This window comes from Streptomyces sp. NPDC110618, assembly GCF_055657065.1.
Genome location: NZ_JBVKBN010000001.1, coordinates 300858 through 321378, shown reverse-complemented (window position 1 = coordinate 321378; position 20521 = coordinate 300858). Strand labels below are relative to the sequence as shown.

17 protein-coding genes are annotated in these 20521 nt (G+C 71.8%); 6 read left to right on the top strand and 11 right to left on the bottom strand.

What is annotated here, in order from left to right:
• Window positions 1–98 precede the first annotated feature (98 nt).
• Together ACZ7L7_RS01365 and ACZ7L7_RS01360 are read right to left on the bottom strand one after the other, a co-directional pair.
• A complete protein-coding gene (locus ACZ7L7_RS01365) occupies window positions 99–836 on the bottom strand; it encodes a class I SAM-dependent methyltransferase (protein ID WP_472074338.1) in 738 nt (245 codons plus the stop codon).
• Between the two features lie 7 nt (window positions 837–843).
• Complete coding sequence (locus tag ACZ7L7_RS01360) at window positions 844–1149, bottom strand: 4a-hydroxytetrahydrobiopterin dehydratase (protein ID WP_285513758.1); 306 nt, start codon at window positions 1147–1149, stop codon at window positions 844–846.
• A 120-nt stretch (window positions 1150–1269) separates the two neighbouring features.
• On the opposite strand from ACZ7L7_RS01360, the gene ACZ7L7_RS01355 reads away from it, so the two are divergent.
• Window positions 1270–2064 (top strand): helix-turn-helix domain-containing protein, encoded by a 795-nt coding sequence (locus ACZ7L7_RS01355; protein ID WP_285513757.1) that lies wholly within the window; start codon window positions 1270–1272, stop codon window positions 2062–2064.
• A 33-nt stretch (window positions 2065–2097) separates the two neighbouring features.
• Here ACZ7L7_RS01355 and ACZ7L7_RS01350 read toward each other — a convergent pair whose 3' ends face one another.
• Complete coding sequence (locus ACZ7L7_RS01350) at window positions 2098–2523, bottom strand: hypothetical protein (RefSeq protein WP_285513756.1); 426 nt, start codon at window positions 2521–2523, stop codon at window positions 2098–2100.
• Window positions 2524–2754: 231 nt separating this feature from the next.
• Between ACZ7L7_RS01350 and ACZ7L7_RS01345 the strand changes: the two genes are divergently transcribed.
• From ACZ7L7_RS01345 to narI, 5 genes are all read left to right on the top strand, one after another.
• Window positions 2755–3618 (top strand): helix-turn-helix domain-containing protein, encoded by an 864-nt coding sequence (locus ACZ7L7_RS01345; protein ID WP_285513755.1) that lies wholly within the window; start codon window positions 2755–2757, stop codon window positions 3616–3618.
• Window positions 3619–3726: 108 nt separating this feature from the next.
• A complete protein-coding gene (locus ACZ7L7_RS01340) occupies window positions 3727–7395 on the top strand; it encodes a nitrate reductase subunit alpha (RefSeq protein WP_472074336.1) in 3669 nt (1222 codons plus the stop codon).
• Window positions 7395–8990 carry a nitrate reductase subunit beta gene (narH, locus tag ACZ7L7_RS01335; protein WP_471591598.1) on the top strand — a complete coding sequence of 532 codons (1596 nt, stop codon included), beginning with the start codon at window positions 7395–7397 and terminating at the stop codon, window positions 8988–8990. Before ACZ7L7_RS01340 ends, narH begins: the two co-directional genes overlap by 1 nt.
• Window positions 8990–9484, top strand: coding sequence for a nitrate reductase molybdenum cofactor assembly chaperone (gene narJ, locus ACZ7L7_RS01330; protein WP_285513752.1), 495 nt, complete (start codon window positions 8990–8992; stop codon window positions 9482–9484). The genes narH and narJ overlap by 1 nt, the downstream gene beginning before the upstream one ends.
• A complete protein-coding gene (gene narI, locus ACZ7L7_RS01325) occupies window positions 9481–10206 on the top strand; it encodes a respiratory nitrate reductase subunit gamma (protein ID WP_285513751.1) in 726 nt (241 codons plus the stop codon). Before narJ ends, narI begins: the two co-directional genes overlap by 4 nt.
• A gap of 34 nt (window positions 10207–10240) precedes the next feature.
• Here the strand turns inward: narI and dnaK are convergent, their stop codons facing one another.
• The 8 genes from dnaK to ACZ7L7_RS01285 form a co-directional block, all read right to left on the bottom strand.
• Complete coding sequence (gene dnaK, locus ACZ7L7_RS01320; protein WP_472074334.1) at window positions 10241–12112, bottom strand: molecular chaperone DnaK; 1872 nt, start codon at window positions 12110–12112, stop codon at window positions 10241–10243.
• A gap of 101 nt (window positions 12113–12213) precedes the next feature.
• Complete coding sequence (locus tag ACZ7L7_RS01315; RefSeq protein WP_285514649.1) at window positions 12214–12963, bottom strand: glycerophosphodiester phosphodiesterase family protein; 750 nt, start codon at window positions 12961–12963, stop codon at window positions 12214–12216.
• Between the two features lie 6 nt (window positions 12964–12969).
• Window positions 12970–14349: a CorA family divalent cation transporter gene (locus ACZ7L7_RS01310; RefSeq protein WP_472074332.1), complete on the bottom strand. Its 1380-nt coding sequence runs from the start codon at window positions 14347–14349 to the stop codon at window positions 12970–12972.
• A 99-nt stretch (window positions 14350–14448) separates the two neighbouring features.
• Window positions 14449–14877 (bottom strand): OsmC family protein, encoded by a 429-nt coding sequence (locus tag ACZ7L7_RS01305; RefSeq protein WP_285514651.1) that lies wholly within the window; start codon window positions 14875–14877, stop codon window positions 14449–14451.
• A 63-nt stretch (window positions 14878–14940) separates the two neighbouring features.
• Window positions 14941–16737 (bottom strand): vWA domain-containing protein, encoded by a 1797-nt coding sequence (locus ACZ7L7_RS01300; protein WP_453603285.1) that lies wholly within the window; start codon window positions 16735–16737, stop codon window positions 14941–14943.
• A complete protein-coding gene (locus ACZ7L7_RS01295) occupies window positions 16734–17795 on the bottom strand; it encodes an ATP-binding protein (protein WP_285514653.1) in 1062 nt (353 codons plus the stop codon). The genes ACZ7L7_RS01300 and ACZ7L7_RS01295 overlap by 4 nt, the downstream gene beginning before the upstream one ends.
• Window positions 17796–17881: 86 nt before the next feature.
• Entirely contained in the window at window positions 17882–19948 is a 2067-nt protein-coding gene (locus ACZ7L7_RS01290; RefSeq protein WP_471591596.1) for an alkaline phosphatase family protein, read from the bottom strand.
• Window positions 19949–20055: 107 nt separating this feature from the next.
• Window positions 20056–20457, bottom strand: a complete 402-nt coding sequence (locus tag ACZ7L7_RS01285) for a hypothetical protein (RefSeq protein ID WP_285514655.1) — start codon at window positions 20455–20457, stop codon at window positions 20056–20058.
• Between the last annotated feature and the right edge of the window lie 64 nt (window positions 20458–20521).

Below are 20521 nucleotides of genomic sequence, written 5' to 3'. Positions count from 1 at the left end.
GCACCCGAAGCCAACCCCATACGACCAAGGCCGCACCGGCGGTCCGACTCGGCCCGAAACTGCCGAACGCACCATTCAGCGGCGCCCGCAGCGCCCCTTTACCCCGCCTTCCGATAGGCCCGCACCTTGTACACCGGATCCGTTCGCCGCCGGTCCTGGTCCGGCAGGACCCCGAGGGCCGTGGCGAAGTGTTCCGTCAGGGGGTCGCCCGGGGGCAGGCGGGTGAACCATCCGCGGCGGAGGTCGGCCGCCGTGCTGCGGGGGCTGCGGCCCTGGCCGATCCCGGTGAAGGTGGCCGAGCCCGTCAGGCGCAGGCCATGGGCGGTCGCGTGGGCCGTGACCAGCGTCTCCTCGTCCGGGGCGGCGCGGCGGGGGCGCGGGGCCAGGACCTCGTCGATGTCGCTGCCGACGTCGTGGGAGGCGGCCTTGTCGACCGTCGTGATGTAGACGCCGCCCGGGCGCAGCACCCGCGCGCACTCGGCGATCACCCGTGCCACGTCGTCGTCCAGCAGGTGCAGGAGCCAGACGCTGGTCACCGCGTCGAAGGCTGCGTCCGGGAAGGGCAGGCGGCGGCTGTCCGCCAGGACCACCGACCCGGGCAACCGAGCCGCCGCCATCCGGGCCATGCCGTACGTCAGGTCCGCGCCGACCACGCGCAGCGCGGGACGGGCCGCGGCGAGGCGGCGGGTGACGATCCCGGTGCCGCAGGCCACGTCGAGGAGGGTGCGGGCACCCTCCGGTATCAGGCCGAGGACCGCCTCGGCCGCCGCGGCGGCCCGGGGTTCGCCGCCCCGGGAGGAGTCGTAGACGTCGGCTTCCTTGTTGTAGTCGAGCACGCGCCCCTCACTCGGCCCCGTGTCCCGGAGCCAGGTCCTGCACGCGGCGGGCCAGCTCGAAGTCCTTCGCGGTGACCGCGCCGCCCGCGCTGTGCGTGTGCACGGTCAGGGAGATCGTGTTGTAGCCGAGCGTCAGGTCGGAGTGGTGGTCCAGTTCCTCCTGCACCTGCGCGATGTGCACGACCATCGCGGTGGCCGCGAAGTGCGAGGACAGGCGGTAGACGCGGGCGAGTCTGTCCCCGTCGAGCGACCAGCCCGGCAGTTCCGCGAGCCGGTCCTCGATCTCCTTCTGCGACAGCGGTTCGACGGCCATGGGACCGCTCCTTCCCGGGCTGTGGGGTGTCTCCCCAGACTGCCACAGAGCGCTCGTGGAAGCCCTGGTCAGAAGGGGCGCGCTGGGGCGCAGAAGGCGTCATCGACTACCGTCGGGGGCATGACCACTGCCACCGACCGGGGCGTCGGACCGCTGCTGCGGGCCTGGCGGGAGCAGCGCCGGGTCAGTCAGCTGGAGCTGGCGCTGCGGGCCGGGTCCTCCGCCCGGCACATCAGCTTCATCGAGACGGGCCGTTCCCGGCCCAGCGAGGAGATGGTGCTGCGGCTCGCCGAGCACCTGGACGTGCCCGTCCGCGAACGCAACGCCCTTCTGCTGGCCGCCGGTTACGCCCCGCGCTTCCCGGAGACCCCGCTCGACGACCCGGCCCTGGACGCCGTGCGCACGGGCATGGAGCGGCTGATCCAGGGCTACGAGCCGTACCCGGCGATCGTGGTGGACGCGACCTACACCGTGCTGGCGGCCAACCAGGGCATCCTGATGCTGCTCGACGGCATCCCCGAGCACCTGCTCGAACCGCCGCTGAACGCCATGCGCCTCACCCTCCACCCGGAGGGCCTCGCCCCGCGCATCCGCAACCTGCGCGAGTGGCGCGGGCACCTGCTGGCCCAGATGGAACGGCAGATCGCGCTGCGCCGCTCGGAGCCGCTCCGCGAGCTGTACGAGGAGGTCGCAGCCTACCCGGTGCCCGAGGGCCAGGACCTCGGTCACGAGGAGGCCGTCCCCTCCTTCGCGCTCCCCCTCGTCATCGAGCACGAGGGCCGCACGCTGTCCTTCGTGTCCTCCATCTCCACCTTCAACACCCCCATGGACGTCACCGTCGCCGAGCTGGCCATCGAGACACTGCTCCCGGCCGACCCGGCGACGGTCAAGTACCTCCAGTCGCTGATGCCTTGACGGGATCTCAGGAGTTGCCGTACTGACACATCCTCAGACGCCGCTGCCCTGACGGACCTTCAGCGCCCTGTGCTGGAGCGCCCCGAACCCGGCGACCGTGAGTGCCTGGAGCACCGTCCACACCGCGCCCGTCGTCGTCGGCGACAGCCACAGCGCGAGGGCGATCAGGCTGAGCGCCGCCCAGGCGAAGTTGGTCTCGATGACCAGGCGGACGGGGACGGCTCCGGGCATCCGGCGCGCGGCGAGGACACCGACGCCCGCCGCGTAAGCGGCCAGGAGTGCGCCGAGTGCCAGCAGCAGGCCCCGGTTCACCCCCAGCAGGTCGCTCAGCGGGCCCGAAACCGCCAGATACGCAAGGGCGTTGGCGCCCGTCACCACCGCGTCGACGGCGAGGAAGCGGCGCAGCACCGTCGCCGGGTCCAAGGTGCGGGCGAGTGCGGCGAGCTGGGTCGCGGACATGGCGAATCATCCTCCGTGGGAAGGGGGGTGGCGGACGGCGGGTTCCGGACCGGAGTGCGCCGGCCCGGAACCCGTGGGCACCACCATCGCGCCCGGGGCCGTACGCGGTCGATTACCTCCCGGGTAATGCCGGGCGCGGCAGTGGCGAGCGCCTCACCGCCGAACCGGTGAGAGCGGAAGCGGAACATGGCAGACTGCACGGGAACTTCGGCGCGTAGGGGAGGGCGTGGCGTGAGTGAGCGGCGGCCTGCGCCGACCGTGGGACAAGTGGTGCTCGGCAAGCGGTTGCAGGAGCTGCGTGAGGCGGCCGGGCTCAAGCGCGAGGAGGCCGCGAAGGTCCTGCGCGTGGCGTCGGCGACGGTACGGCGCATGGAGATGGCCGAGGTCGCGCTGAAGATCCCGTATGTGCAGGTGCTGCTGGACACCTACGGGGTGCCCGCCGAGGAGGCCGCCGCGTTCGTCTCGCTGGCCGAGGAGGCGAACCAGCCGGGCTGGTGGCAGCGGTACCACGATGTGCTGCCGGACTGGTTCAGCCTGTACGTCAGCCTGGAGGGCGCGGCGCGGATGATCCGCTCCTACGAGCCGCACTTCGTGCCGGGACTGCTCCAGACGGAGGACTACGCGCGGGCCGTGCTCCAGGCCGGGACGATAGGCCAGATGGGCCCGGAGAGCATCGAGCGGCATGTGGCGCTGCGGATGGAGCGGCAGCGGCTGCTGGACAAGCCGGACCGGCCCCACCTGTGGGTGATCATGGACGAGACGGTGCTGCGCAGACCGGTGAGCGATCACACCTCGGTGATGCGCGAGCAGCTCGACCGGCTGCTGGAGTTCAGCGAGCGGGACCGGGTCACCCTGCAGATCGCCGAGTTCGCCCGCGGCCCGCACCCGGGCACGTACGCCCCCTTCACTCTCTTCCGGTTCGCCGAGCCGGAGCTTCCGGACATGGTCTTCACCGAGTATCTGACCGGCGCGCTGTACCTGGACTCGCGCACGGAGGTCGCCGCCCACCTGGAGGTTCTGGACCACATGTCCACCGGCGCCGCCTCCGCCGACCGCACCCGCAAGCTCCTGCGGGATCGCCGCGCCGACTTCTGAGACCCCCGCACGCACCCCGCGCGCGCCCCTGACCCGCCTGGTGCAGCCGGGTGGTGCGCTCCCCAGCCCCGCCCTAGATTGAGGCGACGGGCAACTGAGGGAGCGCATGTGACCGACACCCGGATACCGCCCACCGAGCCCGGCGCGGCCCTGCTGAAGGCGGGTCGGTTCTTCCGGCCCGGCGAGCCCGCGCCCGACCTGCACAGCATCGGCCTGGTCGGCGGCCGGGAGGCAGACGCCTTCTACCGGGACCGCTGGAGCCACGACAAGGTCGTCAACTCCACGCACGGCGTGAACTGCACCGGCTCCTGCCGCTGGAAGGTGTACGTCAAGGACGGCATCATCACGTGGGAGACCCAGCAGACGGACTATCCGAGCGTCGGCCCCGACAGCCCCGAGTACGAGCCCCGCGGCTGCCCGCGCGGGGCGGCGTTCTCCTGGTACACCTACTCCCCCACCCGGGTGCGCTACCCGTACGTCCGGGGTGTGCTGCTGGAGCTGTACCGGGAGGCGAAGGCCCGGCTGAAGGACCCGGTCCTGGCCTGGGCCGACATCCAGGGCGACCCCGAGCGGCGGCGCCGCTACCAGCGGGCCCGCGGCAAGGGCGGCATGGTGCGCGCCAACTGGGACGAGGCGGTCGAGATGGTCGCCGCGGCCCACGTGCACACGATCAAGACGTACGGCCCGGACCGGATCGCCGGGTTCTCCCCGATCCCCGCGATGTCGATGGTGTCGCACGCGGCGGGCGCCCGCTTCCACTCCCTCATCGGCGCCCCGATGCTCTCCTTCTACGACTGGTACGCGGACCTGCCCGTCGCCTCCCCGCAGGTCTTCGGCGACCAGACCGACGTGCCCGAGTCGGGTGACTGGTGGGACGCGGCGTATCTGATGATGTGGGGCTCGAACGTGCCCGTCACCCGTACGCCGGACGCGCACTGGATGGCGGAGGCCCGCTACCGGGGCCAGAAGGTCGTGGTGGTCGCGCCGGACTACGCCGACAACGCCAAGTTCGCCGACGAGTGGCTGCACCCGCACCCCGGCACCGACGGCGCGCTGGCGCTGGCGATGGGCCATGTGGTGCTGAAGGAGTTCTTCGTCGACCGCGAGACACCGTTCTTCACGGACTACGTACGGAAGTTCACCGACCTGCCGTTCCTGGTGACGCTCACCGAGCGCGACGGCGGCTTCGTACCCGGCAAGTTCCTGCGCGCCACCGACCTCGGGCAGCACGGTGAGGGCGCCGAGTGGAAGACGGTCGTGCTGGACGAGGCGACCGGCCGCGCCGTCGTCCCGAAGGGCTCGCTGGGCTTCCGCTGGACGGAGTCCGGCAAGGGCGACTGGAACCTCGAACTCGGTGACATCAAGCCCCGGTTGAGCCTGCACGACGAGGGCGCGGCGACCGGGGTCGAGGTGCTGCTCCCCCGCTTCGACGACCCCGACGGGCGGGGCGACGTGGTGCGCCGCGGTGTCCCGGCGACCCGGCTCGGCGGTACCGACGGGCCCCTGGTCACGACGGTGTACGACCTGCTCCTCGCCCAGTACGGCGTGGCCCGGGACGGCCTGCCGGGCACCTGGCCCGACTCCTACGAAGACGCGGACGCGCCGGGTACTCCGGCCTGGCAGGAGGCGCACACCTCGGTCCCGGCCGCCAAGTGCGTGAAGATCGCCCGGGAGTTCGCGCGGACCGCGGAGCGCTCCAAGGGCCGCTGCATGATCCTGATGGGCGCCGGCACGAATCACTGGTTCCACTCCGAGACCATCTACCGCGCCTTCCTCGCCCTGCTCCAGCTCACCGGCTGCCAGGGCCGCAACGGCGGCGGCTGGGCGCACTACGTCGGCCAGGAGAAGTGCCGCCCGGTGACGGGCTGGGCCACCCTGGCGGCGGCCTCCGACTGGTCCCGCCCGCCGAGGCAGATGATCGGCACCGCGTACTGGTACCTCAACACCGACCAGTGGCGCTACGACCGGTTCACGGCCGATGTGCTCGCCTCCCCGCTCGGCGAGGGCCGGTTCGCGGGAATGACGGGCGCGGACTGTCTGGCGCTGTCGGCGCGCGCGGGGTGGATGCCGTCGTACCCGACCTTCGACCGCAATCCGCTGGAGCTGGGCGAGGCGTTCGGGGACCCGGTGGCCAAGGCGGTGGCCGAACTGCGCGCGGGAACCTTGAAGTTCGCCTGCGAGGACCCGGACGCGCCGGAGAACTGGCCGCGCGTGCTCACCCTGTGGCGGGCCAACCTGCTGGGCTCGTCGGCGAAGGGCGCCGAGTACTTCACCCGGCATCTGCTGGGCACCCACTCCTCGCTGAGCGCCGAGGAGGCCCGGCCCGGAGAGCGGCCCCGTGATGTGACGTGGCGGGAGGAGGCGCCCGAGGGCAAGCTCGACCTGCTGCTGTCACTGGACTTCCGGCAGACCTCCTCCACCCTGCTCTCCGACGTCGTGCTGCCCGCCGCGACCTGGTACGAGAAGCACGACCTGTCCAGCACGGACATGCACCCCTACGTGCACTCCTTCACCCCGGCCGTGGACCCGCCGTGGCAGGCGCGCACCGACTTCGAGACCTTCAAGGCACTCGCGGATCGGCTGAGCGAGCTGGCCGAAGGGCATCTCGGGGTGCGCAAGGACCTGGTGGCGGCGCCGCTCCAGCACGACACCCCGGGCGAGACCGCCCAGCCGGGCGGGGTCGTGCGGGACTGGAAGCGCGGCGAGTGCGATCCCGTGCCCGGCAAGACCATGCCGAATTTGGTCGTGGTGGAGCGGGACTACACGAAGATCGGCGCCAAGTTCGCCGCGCTCGGGCCGCTCGTGGAGCAACTGGGCCTGCCCGCCAAGGGAATCGCGCTGCGGCCGGACGAGGAGGTCGAGCATCTGCGGCACCTCAACGGCGTCGGTTTCGACGGGCGGCCCGCCCTGGACACGGCGGTGAAGGCCGCGAACACCATCCTCGCCCTGTCCGGCACCACCAACGGCCGTCTGGCCACCCAGGGGTTCCATACCCTGGAGGCGCGTACGGGCCAGGAGATGGCGCATCTGGCGGCCGAGCACGAAGGCAAGCGGGTCACCTACGCCGACACCCAGGCGGCGCCCGTGCCGGTCATCACCTCGCCGGAGTGGTCGGGCTCCGAGTCGGGCGGTCGGCGCTACACCGCGTTCACGCTCAACACCGAGCATCTCAAGCCCTGGCACACCCTCACCGGGCGCCAGCACTTCTTCCTGGACCACGACTGGATCCACGAGCTGGGCGAGGCGCTGCCGGTGTACCGGCCGCCGCTGGACATGGGCAAGCTGTTCGGTGAGCCGCGCCTGGGCCCGGACGGGAGCAAGGAGGTGACGGTCCGTTACCTCACCCCGCACAACAAGTGGTCCATCCACTCCGAGTACCAGGACAACCTGTTCATGCTGGCGCTCTCCCGCGGCGGACAGTCCATCTGGATGTCCCCGCAGGACGCGGAGGCCATCGGGGTCGCGGACAACGACTGGATCGAGGCGGTCAACCGCAACGGCGTGGTCGTGGCCCGCGCGATCGTCTCGCACCGGATGCCCGCCGGCACGGTCTACATGCACCACGCGCAGGAGCGCACAGTCGCCGTGCCGAAGGCGGAGTCGACCGGGATGCGCGGCGGCATCCACAACTCGCTCACCCGGCTGCTGCTCAAGCCGTCCCATCTGATCGGCGGCTACGCCCAGTTGTCCTGGGCGTTCAACTACCTGGGGCCGACCGGCAACCAGCGCGACGAGGTCACGGTCATCCGCCGCCGCGGCCAGGAGGTGCGGTACTGATGCGTCCGATGGCCCAGATCGCCATGGTGATGAACCTCGACAAGTGCATCGGCTGCCACACCTGCTCGGTGACCTGCAAGCAGGCGTGGACCAACCGGCGGGGCATGGAGTACGTATGGTTCAACAACGTCGAGACCCGCCCAGGGCAGGGGTATCCGCGCCGCTACGAGGACCAGGAACGCTGGCGCGGCGGCTGGGAGCTGAACCGGCGCGGGGCGCTGAAGCTCAAGGCGGGCGGACGGCTGCGCAAGCTCGCCGGGATCTTCTCCAACCCCAAGCTGCCGGAGATCAAGGACTACTACGAGCCCTGGACGTACGACTACAAGAACCTCACCGACGCCCCGCTCGGTGACGACTACCCCGTCGCCCGGCCGGTCTCGCAGCTCGACGGCAAGCCCATGAAGATCGAGTGGTCCTCGAACTGGGACGACAACCTCGCGGGCGCCCCGGCCTACGGCGACCTCGACCCGATGGTGGAGCGCACCCGGCAACAGGCGGCGGACAAGGTGCGGTTCGAGTTCGAGCAGACCTTCATGTTCTATCTGCCGCGGATCTGCGAGCACTGCCTGAACCCGTCGTGCGTGGCGTCCTGTCCGTCGGGCGCGATGTACAAGCGGGCGGAGGACGGCATCGTCCTGGTCGACCAGGACGGCTGCCGGGGTTGGCGGATGTGCGTGACGGGCTGCCCGTACAAGAAGGTGTACTTCAACCACCGCACCGGCAAGGCCGAGAAGTGCACGATGTGCTACCCGCGCATCGAGGTCGGCCTGCCGACGGTGTGCTCGGAGACCTGCGTGGGACGTCTGCGCTATCTCGGGGTGATCCTCTACGACGCCGACAAGGTGACGGCGGCGGCCTCCGTGAAGGACGACAAGGCGCTGTACGAGGCCCAGTTGGGCGTCTTCCTCGATCCGGAGGACCCCGAAGTACGGCGGGCGGCGGAGAGAGCGGGCATCGCGCACGACTGGCTGGAGGCAGCCCGGCGCTCCCCCGTGCACGCCCTGATCAGCAAGTACCGGGTGGCACTCCCGCTGCACCCGGAGTACCGCACCATGCCGATGGTCTGGTACATCCCGCCGCTGTCGCCGGTCGTGGACGCGCTGTCGGAGACCGGGCACGACGGGGAGGACGCCGCGAACCTGTTCGGCGCGATCGACACCCTGCGCATCCCGCTGGAATACCTGGCGGAGGTCTTCACCGCCGGGGACGTGGCGCCGGTGCGGGCCTCGCTGGAGAAGCTGGCCGCCATGCGCTCCCACATGCGGGCGCTGAACCTCGGTGAGGAACCGGACCCGTCGGTCCCGGCGGCCGTGGGCATGGCGCCCGGGGAGATCGAAGCGATGTACCGGCTGCTGGCGATCGCCAAGTACGAGGACCGGTACGTGATCCCGACCGCCGCCGTCGGCGACGCCCGCCGGCTGGAGGAGTCGGCGCTCCCGGCGGACTGCTCGCTGGACTACGAGGGCGGTCCCGGCATGGGCGGGGACGGGCCGTTCGGCCAGGACTCGGGGCGCAAGCTGCTGCCGCTGGTGTCGGTGGAGAACTTCCACCTGCTGCGCAGACGGCAGACCTCGGACGACGCGGAGGAGACCTGATGCCCTCGGACGCGGTGCTGTACCAGGCGGCGGCGCTCTGCCTGACCTACCCGGACGACGACTTCCGGGCCCGGCTGCCGCTGCTGCGCGAAGCCGCCCCGCAACTGCGGGAGTTCACCGACCACGCGGCCGTCACCCCTCCCCAGGAGCTGGCCGCGCACTATGTGCAGGTCTTCGACTTCAAGAACCGGCACAGCCTGTACCTGAGCTGGTGGCGGGACGGGGACACCCGACGGCGCGGGATGTCGCTGGTGCGCTTCAAGGACGTCTACCGCGAGCACGGGCTGGAGTTCAGCGGCGAGGAGCTGCCCGACTTCCTGCCCGCCGTCCTGGAGTTCGCCGCCCGCACCGGCAACACCGACCTGCTCACCGAGCACCGTGACGGCCTGGAGCAACTGCGCACCCGGCTCACCGACTTCGGCACACCGTACGCCTGCGTCCTGGACGCGGTGTGCGCGGCGCTGCCGACCGCACGCGCGGGAGTACGCCGATGACCACACTCCTCTGGGGCGTCCTGCCGTACGTCGCCCTCACCCTGCTCATCGCCGGGCTGATCTGGCGCTACCGCTACGACAAGTACGGCTGGACCACCCGCTCCTCCCAGGTCTACGAGTCCAAGCTGCTCAACATCGCCTCGCCCGCCTTCCACTACGGCATCCTGTTCGTGCTGGTGGGCCATCTGGTCGGGCTGTTCGTCCCGGAGTCGTGGACGGACGCCGTCGGGGTGAGCGAGCACACCTACCACCTGCTGTCCCTGTACGGCGGTACCGCCGCCGGGATTCTCACCGTGGTGGGGATCGCGCTGCTGATCTACCGGCGCCGCACCCGGGCGCCGGTGTTCCGGGCGACGACCGTCAACGACAAGCTGATGTATCTGGTGCTGGCCGCGGCGATCGTGATGGGCATGATCGCCAAGCTGGCGCACGCCTCCGGCGACGGCTACAACTACCGGCACACCATCGCCCCGTGGGCCCGCAGCCTGTTCACGCTCAGCCCCGACATCGAGCGGATGGAGGGCGTGCCGGTGTCCTACCAGGTGCACGCGGTGATCGGCATGGCGCTGATCGCGCTGGTGCCCTACACCCGGCTGGTGCATATGTTCAGCGCGCCGGTGCAGTACCTGTTCCGGCCGTACATCGTCTACCGCAGCCGCGACCCGAAGCAGCTCGGGCCGCGGCCGGAGCGGCGGGGCTGGGAGGAGACGATGCGCCGCTAGGTCCTGTCTTCAAACTCCCGCCTGCCCCGAGCCGTCAGGCGGCGCCGCCTTTGGCGTCCTTGTCGTCGTCGACGATCTCCGCGTCGACGACGCCCTCCTCGTCGGCGGGCGTGTCGTCCTGCGGGCCGGTGGACCCGGACGGGGTCTGCGCCTGCGCGTAGATCGCCTGGCCCATCTTCTGGCTGACGGCGGCGAGTTTCTCGATCCCGGCGCGCAACTCGGCGGTGCCCGCCTCCCGTTCGAGGAGGCCCTTCAGCTCGGTGATCGCGGACTCCACCTCGGAGCGGGTCTCGGAGGGCACCTTGGCCTCGTTCTCGGGGTTCTCGCGCAGGAACTTCTCGGTCTGGTAGACGAGCTGTTCGGCCTGGTTGCGGGTCTCGGCGGCCTCGCGGCGCCTGCGGTCCTCCTCCGCGTACTGCTCGGCCTCCCGCATCATGCGGTCGATGTCCTCCTTGGGCAGGGCCGAGCCGCCGGTGACGGTCATCTTCTGTTCCTTGCCCGTGCCGAGGTCCTTGGCGGAGACGTGCATGATCCCGTTGGCGTCGATGTCGAAGGCGACCTCGATCTGCGGCACCCCGCGCGGCGCGGGCGGCAGCCCGGTCAGGTCGAAGACGCCGAGCTTCTTGTTGTAGGCGGCGATCTCGCGTTCGCCCTGGTAGACCTGGATGCCGACGGAGGGCTGGTTGTCGGTGGCGGTGGTGAAGATCTCCGAACGCCGGGTCGGGATCGTGGTGTTGCGCTCGATCAGCTTGGTCATGATGCCGCCCTTGGTCTCGATGCCGAGGGACAGCGGGGTGACGTCGAGGAGCAGCACGTCCTTGACGTCGCCGCGGATCACACCCGCCTGGAGGGCGGCGCCGACGGCGACCACCTCGTCAGGGTTGACGCCCTTGTGCGGGTCCTTGCCGGTCAGCTCCTTGACCAGGTCGGTGACGGCCGGCATGCGGGTGGAGCCGCCGACGAGGATGACGTGGTCGACCGCGGAGAGCTTGATGCCGGCGTCCTTGACCGCCTGGTGGAAGGGGGTCTTGCAGCGGTCGAGGAGGTCGGCGGTCAGCTCCTGGAACTGGGCGCGGGTCAGCCTCTCGTCCAGGTGCAGCGGCCCCTCTGTGGAGGCGGTGATGTAGGGCAGGTTGATGGTGGTCTCGGAGGAGCTGGACAGCTCGATCTTGGCCTTCTCGGCGCCCTCGCGCAGCCGCTGCAGCGCCATCTTGTCGTTGCCGAGGTCGATGCCGTACTGGCCCTTGAACTTCTTCACCAGGTGCTCGACGAGCCGCTGGTCCCAGTCGTCGCCGCCGAGGTGGGTGTCGCCGTTGGTGGCCTTCACCTCGATGACCCCGTCACCGATCTCCAGCAGGGAGACGTCGAAGGTGCCGCCGCCGAGGTCGAAGACCAGGACGGTCTGCTCCTCGCCCCGGTCCAGGCCGTAGGCGAGGGCGGCGGCGGTGGGCTCGTTGATGATCCGCAGCACCTTCAGGCCCGCGATCTCCCCGGCCTCCTTGGTGGCCTGCCGCTGGGTGTCGTCGAAGTAGGCGGGGACGGTGATCACGGCGTCGGTGACGTCCTCGCCGAGGTAGGACTCGGCGTCCCGCTTCAGCTTCTGCAGCACCCGCGCGGACAGCTCCTGGGCCCGGTAGCGGGTGCCGTCGACGGAGCCCTCCTGCGGGAAGCGCCAGCCGCTGTCGCCCATGTGCCGCTTGACCGAGCGGGCGGTGCGCTCGATGTTGGTCACCGCCTGCCGTTTGGCCACCTCGCCGACGAGGACCTCGCCGTTCTTGGCGAAGGCCACGACCGAGGGGGTGGTCCTGGCCCCTTCCGCGTTGGCGACAACGGTGGGTTCGCCGCCCTCCAGCACGGCCACCACGGAGTTGGTGGTTCCCAGATCGATACCGACCGCACGTCCCATCGCAGTCCCCTTCCGCCAGGCACGTCCCGAACTCCAGCACAAAACTTGAGTGGGCTGTTGTCAATGGTGCCTCGGGACCGTGCGGGGCGCGGGCGGGGCGCTCAGCCGGTGACGCGCTCCGGCTCGCGGGGCTCGTCGCGCAGGGCCACCGCGCGCCGCGGACGGTCCGTGATCAGCACGTCCACCCGCGGATGGTTCAGGAAGGCCCGCATGGAGGCGTCGTCGTTGACGGTCCAGACCATGGTGAACAGGCCGTGCCGGGTGGCCTCCCGCAGCACGTTCGCGCGGGCGAGCCGCTGGTGGACGGCGACCCCGGCCGCGCCGCAGGCGCGCACCCGGCGCATCGGCCAGAGCTCGCTGATCCGGGTGCCGGGCAGCCGCAGCCAGCCGATCTCGTCCCGGTCGCGGCCCAGCGACAGGGCGGTTCGGGCGCCCGGGAAGGCCTGGGTGATCGCGGCGACGGAACGGTCCTCCAGAGTGGTGGCGACGAAGGCGTCCGGGCCGAGCAGGGCGTTCGCCCGGTCGATCACCTCGCGCTCGTAGCCGGTCTCCTTCAGGTCCAGGTGGCCGATCAGCTTCCCGGCGATCAGTGCCATGACGTCGTCGACCACCGGCACCGGGTACCCGGCGCGCTCGCTCAACTCGGCGTGGCCGATCGCCGACAGCAGCGGCCCGGTGTGGTCGACGCGGGCGTCGTGGTAGACGACGAGGACGCCGTCGGCGGTGCGCCGGATGTCGAACTCGACGTACTCCGCGCCGCTGAGCAGCGCGTCCTCGTAGGCCTCCCAGGTGGCGGCACCGGCGCGTTCGGAGCCGCCCCGGTGGGCGGAGACGGCGGGCTGTCGCGGCATGGTCGGTCAACTCCCGGACGAGGTACGAGGCGCGGGCACCGGCGCGGTCGGGTCGCCGGAGCGGGGCAGCAGGCTGCGCGGCCCCCGGCCCGCCCTGCGCAGCGACAGGTAGCCGATCACGGCGAGGATCATGAACGGCAGCCAGGCCAGAGCGTACGCGGTGCCATAGCGGCCGAGGTCGAGGATGGAGTGGCTGTCGTCGACATCGGTGGCGTTGACGCCGAAGAAGGCGAGCAGCAGGGTCGGCGGCAGGGCGATCAGAGTGGCCGCGGCGACCAGCACGGAGATGACGCGGTTCTGCCGCTCGTCGCGTTCGGCGAGGGCGGCGTCCAGGGCGGCGGAGCGGGCGTTGATGACGGAGGTGAGCCGCTCGACCATGCGGGCGGAGTTGTCGAGGCTGTCGCGGATACCGAGGGCGTCGCGCAGCGACGACTGGAAGCTCTCCGTGAGCATTTCCGGGATCAGCAGGCTGTCCACGTAGGCCTCGACGCCGAAGGCGAGGTCCAGCTGGAGTTCGTTGACGCCGTCGGAGAGCCGGGAGATCAGGGCGCGGACCTCGGAGGGCGAGTCGGTGAGCGCCTGTTCGTTCTCCTTCATCATCGCGAACGCGGCGAGCCGGGTGCGCTGCAGGACGGCCAGCGCGGAGATCATGCCGAGCGCGACCACGGCAAGGCCGTTCTCCACGTGCGGGGCCCAGCCCGCCTGTACGGAGACGCCGCGGCCGTGGGCGGAGAGGGTGACGCCGTGGTTCCTGAGGTTGGGCGGGATGCTCACGGTGAGCCGGTCGGCGCCCTCGGCGGGCATCATGCCGCGGTAGACGATGCCGTTGAGCAGGGCGGAGCGGTGGGACTGGTCGGTGTGGGCGAGGAGTTCCTCGCGCAGTCGGCCGCCGGGGAAGACGAGCTGGTGCACGTTGAGGCCGAAGGTGAGCGGCTGCGGCAGCCCGAGGCGGGCGCGCAGGGCGTCCAGGAGCGGCTGGTCCCCCCAGGTTAAGTCGGTCCGGTCGAAGCAGGTGGTGGCGAGCCAGGAGGCGACGGCGCCGCCGTCGGTCTCCCCCGTGAACTCGCAGTCCAGGAGCAGGGTGGCGTCCCCGCGCGGGGTGGTGACGACGAGGAGGTCGGCGCCGGCGAGGGGCAGGCCGTGGTCGCCGCCGGGCAGACCCAGGTCGTCCGGGGCCAGCCGCTCGGCCAGGACCGGTACCGGCAACACCGCCCCGCCGGACTCCAGATGGGGCCTGAAGCGCCCGAAGTGGAGCCGGTCGACGAGCCTTTGGGGCGAGTCCGGTGGATGGATCCGGCACCCCAGGCTGAACAGCAGCAGTATCCGGGTGACTTCCCGGGTTCCCGCGTCAAGTGCCGTCCCGCCGCCCGCTGTTCCCGTCGCCATCGTGCCCCTTCCCCCTGGTCGGCGTCCGTGTCATACGCCGAACGGACAGCGCGCAGGCAGCCCGGACAGGGCGGCCTGCGCGACCATGATCGCTGATGCTCAGGCGAGCTTCGCCGTCAGGGTGATCGGAACGGCCTTGAGAGCCTGGCTGACGGGGCAGTTGGCCTTGGCGTCCTCGGCGGCGGCCTGGAAGTCGGCCTCGCTGATGCCGGGCACCGTGCCCTCGACGGTGAGGTGGATACCGGTGATGCCCTCGCCCGGCTGGAAGGTCACGTCGGCGGAGGTGACCAGCTTGGTGGGCGGCGTGCCGGCCTTGTCCAGGCCGTTGGAGAAGGCCATGCAGTAGCAGCTGGAGTGCGCGGCCGCGATCAGCTCCTCCGGGCTGGTCTTGCCGTTGGCGGCCTCGGCGCGCGAGGGCCACGACACCGGCTGCGCGGCGATGGCGCCGGAGGAGTCGAAGGTGACGACGCCGTTGCCCTGGAACAGGTTGCCTTCCCACACGGTGTGTGCGGAGCGCGTGGTTGCCACGATGAATCCCTTCAGTGAGGTCCCGTGTTCGGGGTCCGTGGCCCCATCCGATCACATTCCGGCTCAGCTCACCCGGAAGACCGGCCCCTGCGCGCTGAACGGCAGCCGGGCGCCCCGCGGAATGAGGTAGGCGTGCTCGCGCCGCACCCGGAGGGTGTCGCACCAGCCGTCGGTGATGACCAGGATGGGCGCCCCGGGCGGGAAGTCGTCGGCGCGCTGCAGGAGGTCGATGCCCGGCTGGAGCACGGTGCCGCCCCGGCCGTGCACCCGGACCCGTCCGGCGATCTCGGTGACCTGCACATATCCGGCGTCGTGCGGTGCCGCGTCGCAGAACACCACGCGCGCGGCCGGTACGTCCCGGGCCTCGGCGTAGGAGGCGATCGCGCCGAGCGCCTTGCCGAGCAGCACCCGGTCCATGGAGCCGGAGGTGTCCAGGACGACGCCGAAGGTGCAGCGGGCGATCTCCTCGGGCGGGTACCAGCGTCCGGCGCGCGGGATGTCCGGGGTGGACGCCTGCCGGCGGGCCGGGCGGGAGTAGGTGCGCAGGGGTTCCGGACGGGGCACGAACTCGTCGAACCAGCGGGCCAGTCGGGCGTCCCAGGGCAGCGGCGGGTGACTGAGCGCGCGGATCTCCTCGACGAGGCCGCCGGGCAGGAAGCCGCGCTCCTGCCGCTGGTGCAGGTCCAGGCCCTGGCACAGGCCGCGGCGGTAGAACTCGTCGAGGTCGACGTAGTCGCGGGGCGGGGCCAGCGGGGCGCCCAGGATGTCCCCGGCGCCCTTGCCGCGCAGGGTGGACAGGCGCCGCATCCGGCGCAGGTCGCCGGCGATGCGGTCGTAGACCTCCTCGGCGGACAGCCCGGCGAGCTGGGCGTCGTACAGCAGGCCCTCGGGCATGGTGCCGACGTCCATCTCCTTGAGCCAGCCGTTGATGACGTAGTCGCAGGCGATGTTGAACAGGTAGGGGTCGCGGCCGCCGCAGCGGTCGCCGTGCCGCAGGGCGGCGTGCAGCATCTCGTGGGCGAGGATGAACCGCCATTCCTCGTCCTCGAAGGTGCGCAGCGGGTTGATGTAGATCTCGCCCGCCTCGGCGTTGACGGCGGCGACGGAGATGCCGTGGGCGCGGGCGAGTTCGGCGTCGGCGACCAGCTTGATGCCGGCGGCGATACCGGCGAGCAGCGGGTAGGAGGCGACGAACCAGGCGAGCGCGCGCTGCCAGGGCCGCTGGGCCACGATGTCACCGGTGAGGCTGTCGCGGCGGCCGCCCGCCAGGTCCATCGCGGCGGAGACGGTGCGGGTCAGGGCGGTGGCGAAGGCCAGCTGGTGGTCCGGGGGCTGCCCGTACCAGCCGTGCCACTCCACGAGCTGCAGGTCCGGCTGGTCGCCCGCGGTGCCGGAGCGCTCGTACACGGCCGGGATGCCGTCGCGGCGCCAGCGGGCGGCGAGCTGCTCCTCGTCGCCGTCGGGGTAGGAGGCGGGCAGGCCCTCGGGGGTGCGGCCGATGGTGAAGCCGAGCAGGAAGCGGTTGACGACGACGCAGCGGGCGGTGAGTTCGCAGCGGTCGGGCTGGACGCGCTCGCCGCGGGCGGCCGGGACGTGCCCGAAGCCGAGGTGGAGGACGGCGTGGGCGATGGCCCAGGCCCAGGCGTCCCGGTCGGCGATGCGGTCGGGGTGGACGTGCAGGGTGGCGTCGGAGGTGACCCGGACGAGGCCGTCGCGCGGGGAGAGCGCGCAGTTCTCCAGGCGGCAGACGTCGAACTCCACGGCGCTCAGGGCCGGGTTGGCCCGCACCACGGCCAGCCCGGCGGCGAAGTGCTCCGCGGCGATGTCCCGCTTCCTGGGCCGCCCCCTGCCGCGGCTCACTGGCGCGCCTCCACCAGACGGGGCATGTCGCGGGCCGCCTCGACGAGGAACCAGGAGGGCAGCACGGGGTTGCCGTCGGCGTCGGAGGCGATGACGGTCTGGGCGACCTCGACGGAGATCTCGGCGAGCTGCACCAGCAGCGCCTTGGCGCGGTAGGCGGTCTGCCGGCCGGCCGCCGACATGTGCTCCTTGCCCGCGGGCAGTTCCTTGATCAGCCGGCCGCGGAAGGAGTCGGCGAGGTAGTAGAGCAGGTCCCGGTCCTCCAGGCGGCTGGGCCAGCGGGCGTCGCCCTTGATGATCGCCTCGATGCCGAACTGGCTGCGCACGATCTTGACGTAGCCGCAGAAGGCGGTGGCGTGCGCGGGGGTCAGGGTGCCGTGGGCGAGGATCCTGAGGGTCTCCTCGTCCAGGCCCGGTCCGAAGGAGTGCAGGGCGTCGGAGAGCATGTGCCAGGAGCGGGGCGTGGAGAACGGCTCCTCGGTCTTGGGCGGCTTGGACCACAGGTGGTCGGGCCGGTCGGTGAGGTGGTCCACGATCCACGGGTGGATGCCGTTCTCCCCGGCCCACACCAGCCAGTCCTTCGGGGACGCCTCCAGGTGGACGTGGGTGAGCCGGTTGACCAGCGCGGAGGCGATCGGGCGGGCGAGGGCGTTGTCGGTGGCGCGGTTCCCGGCGCCGATCACGATGGAGCCCGCGGGCAGCTCGTAGTTGCCGATGCGGCGGTCCAGGATCAGCGAGTAGAAGGCCTTCTGCACATCCGGGGTGGCCGCGTTCAGCTCGTCCAGGAACAGGCAGTACGGCTCGTCGCGGGCGATGACCTCCGGCGGGCAGAACACCGAGCGTCCGTCACGGATCTGCGGCACGCCGATCAGGTCCTCGGGGGCGAGCTGGGTGCCGAGCAGGCTGACGCACTCCAGGCCCAGTGACTCGGCGAAGGCCCGCACCAGGGAGGACTTTCCGATGCCGGGCGCGCCCCAGATGAACACCGGCCGCACGGTGGCGAGGCCGAGGAGGAGTTCCGGAAGTCGGGCGGGGGTGACGGTGACGGCGGCCTGCAAGCCTGGGGCTCCTCAAGGGGGTTGCATGGGACAGGGGTTCGACTGCGAACAGTGTGGGCGTACGGGTCGGGCGGCGCACCCGGTTTTCAGGCCGCCCGCTCCTCGGTCTCCGTGTCCACCGGCAGCCGGGGTCCGTCGGATTCGCTCAGCCAGCGTCGCAGGACGCGGTGGACCTGCTCGGCACCGACGAGTTCCGTGCCGTCGTCGGCGGGCGCGGACAGGGCGAGCGGGGACAGCAGGAAGGGGCGGCCCTGGTCGCCGCCGAGTCCGCCGTGCGAGCCGATCTGCTCCTCGAAGGCGAGGACTTCGCCGTCGGCCGGGTCGTGCATGGAGTTGACCATGATGTCGGCGGTGTGCGGGAAGGAGTGGGTGCGCCGCACGGCGTCCGCGGCGCCGGGGCCGAAGGCGGCGAGCGGTCCCGGCTCCTCGTCGAGCCGGTCGAGCGGGATCTCGGTGCCGAACGGGCCGAGCACGACCCCGCCGTGCCGTTCGCTGCGCACCAGCAGGAAGCCGATGCCGGGGTGGTTGGCCAGGGTGGTCAGCAGCGCGGGGTGGCGGGCGTCGATCTCCTCCTTGGTCATCCGGTGCGCAACGTCCGGGAAGGAGACCAGGCCCAGGTTGCCGGAGGCCAGCACGATCGGCTCGGAGCGGCGGTCGGTGCGCTGCCGTTCCTCGCGCTCCTCGACCGGTATCCGCAGCGCGGCCCGGACCGCCGTACGGGCCTCGGCGCCGCTGCGGGTGCGCCGGGCCCGGCGCGGCACGGGCAGCCCGCAGCCCGCCCGCACCAGGTCGGCGAGGGTGAGCCCGTAGCGGGAGCGGAAGGTCTCGCCGGGGCTCTGCCCGTGGTCGGAGAGGACCACGATCCGGTAGGGCCGGGGGGCGTGCTCGGCGACCTTCCCGATCAGGCCGAGGGAGCGGTCGAGGCGCGCGAGAACCTTCTCGGCGTCCCGGCTCGTCGGCCCGGAGTGGTGGGCGACCTCGTCGTAGGCGACGAGGTCGGCGTAGACGGCGGTGCGCCCGGCGAGCATGTCGCCCATGACCGCGGCGACGACGACGTCCCGTTCGACGACGGTCGCGAAGGCCCGTACGAACGGGTAGAGGCCGCCACGCGAGACCCTGGGCCGGGTCTTGCGCAGCCGGGCCCGGGTGGACTGGCCGATCTCCCGGCCCACCTCGGCGACGAAGGACAGGGCGGTGCGCACCGCGTTGGCCGGGTCGGAGAAGTAGGCGAAGTACCCGGCCCGGGAGCGGTTCTCGCGGCTGCGGCGCCGGGTCGCGATGGACAGCACCAGGGCCTGTTCCCCGGCGCCGCCGCTGAAGAGGTTGCCGCGGCTGGCGCCGTCGTGGGCCAGGAGCCCCCGGTCGCCGGTGGCGGCCACGGCGCGGCGCTGGAGTTCGGCGGCGCTGGTCGGGCGGTTGCAGACCATCACCTCGCGGCTGTCCTTCTCGTACCAGCGGAAGGCGGGGACGTCGTGGTTGCTGCCGTGCAGGATGCCGAGCTGGCTGGCGCCGGTCTGGCTGGACCAGTCGGTGCGCCAGCGGGTCAGCCGGTGCGTGGGGCGGTCACCGTCGGTCCAGCGTGCGAGGGTCGGCATCAGCCCCTTGTCGAGGGCGCGCCGCAGCACGTCGTGGCCCACTCCGTCGAGCTGGATGAAGACGGTGCCCGGGGTGGACGGGATCGGCGGCCCGGAGCCGCGCCGGCGGTCGGCGAGCCGGTACAGGCGGCGCCGGTAGGCGTCGTCGTCGCGTACGGCGAGGGCGGCGCCGGTGGCGGAGGCGACCGCGGACATCACGGCGGCGACCACCACGGCCGTCTCCCAGGCTGCGCCGCCGCGCTCGGCGGGGTTCAGCCGCAGCGCGACCAGGAGTAGGGCGCCGTTGAGGAAGAAGACCAGCAGGCCCAGGACGAGCGCCGGGACCAGCAGGAGCAGCCGCACCAGCAGCGGCCAGACCAGCGCGGACAGGACGCCGAAGGCACCGGCTCCGAAGGCGGCGGTGACCGCGATCCGGGTGGCGCTGTCGCCGTCGGGGGACTGGAGCTGGAAGTCCGGCAGGATCCCGGCGAGCACCAGCATGGTCAGCGTCGACACCGCCCACACCGCGACGCTGCGCCCGACCTGGCTGGCCACCCGCCGCCAACGCCGCCCTAGCACGCCCCGTACACCTCACGTCCCGGCCCGGCCGTCCGGCGGGGCCTGTCTTCCACCTTGTCATATGGACGCAGGGGCGCAGGGCGGCGTTGCCCGAGGCGAGGGTCCGGTTACCGCCCGTCGTACCCGGCCGTCGGCAGGGTCAGCCGCCGGTGCACCCTGGCCTTCATCTGGGAGTCGTAGCGGGGCTCCTCGCAGCCCACCGTCTCCACCCGGACCCCGCGCCGCGCGCACTCCGCGGTGAACTCCTCCGGCGACGACAGCGCGCTCTCCAGGACCCGCCGGCTGGGCACGACGAACAGGTCGACCCCGGCCCGCACCCCGTCCCACAGCGCGCAGTGATCCGCTCTGAGGCCCCGCACCAGCAGCTCGCGGGTCACCGTGTAGCCCCGCTCCGCCGCCCAGCGCGCGCAGATGGCGTGCTGACTGCGGGAGTCCACCAGGAAGGGATCGGCGTCCAGCTCCTCCAGCGGCGTCAGACTCGCGATCGCCGTGACCCGCACCGGTCCCATGGCGTCCCCCTCACCTCCGGGATTCAGGCGCCGACACTACTCCTGCCCGTAGGCTCAGGGGGAG

Coding starts and splice junctions, on each gene's coding strand:
- ACZ7L7_RS01310 (WP_472074332.1), bottom strand. CDS start 14,349: ATGGCGACGGGAACAGCGGGCGGCGGGACGGCACTTGACGCGGGAACC.
- narI (WP_285513751.1), top strand. CDS start 9,481: ATGACCACACTCCTCTGGGGCGTCCTGCCGTACGTCGCCCTCACCCTG.
- ACZ7L7_RS01315 (WP_285514649.1), bottom strand. CDS start 12,963: ATGCCGCGACAGCCCGCCGTCTCCGCCCACCGGGGCGGCTCCGAACGC.
- narH (WP_471591598.1), top strand. CDS start 7,395: ATGCGTCCGATGGCCCAGATCGCCATGGTGATGAACCTCGACAAGTGC.
- dnaK (WP_472074334.1), bottom strand. CDS start 12,112: ATGGGACGTGCGGTCGGTATCGATCTGGGAACCACCAACTCCGTGGTG.
- ACZ7L7_RS01360 (WP_285513758.1), bottom strand. CDS start 1,149: ATGGCCGTCGAACCGCTGTCGCAGAAGGAGATCGAGGACCGGCTCGCG.
- ACZ7L7_RS01285 (WP_285514655.1), bottom strand. CDS start 20,457: ATGGGACCGGTGCGGGTCACGGCGATCGCGAGTCTGACGCCGCTGGAG.
- ACZ7L7_RS01355 (WP_285513757.1), top strand. CDS start 1,270: ATGACCACTGCCACCGACCGGGGCGTCGGACCGCTGCTGCGGGCCTGG.
- ACZ7L7_RS01350 (WP_285513756.1), bottom strand. CDS start 2,523: ATGTCCGCGACCCAGCTCGCCGCACTCGCCCGCACCTTGGACCCGGCG.
- narJ (WP_285513752.1), top strand. CDS start 8,990: ATGCCCTCGGACGCGGTGCTGTACCAGGCGGCGGCGCTCTGCCTGACC.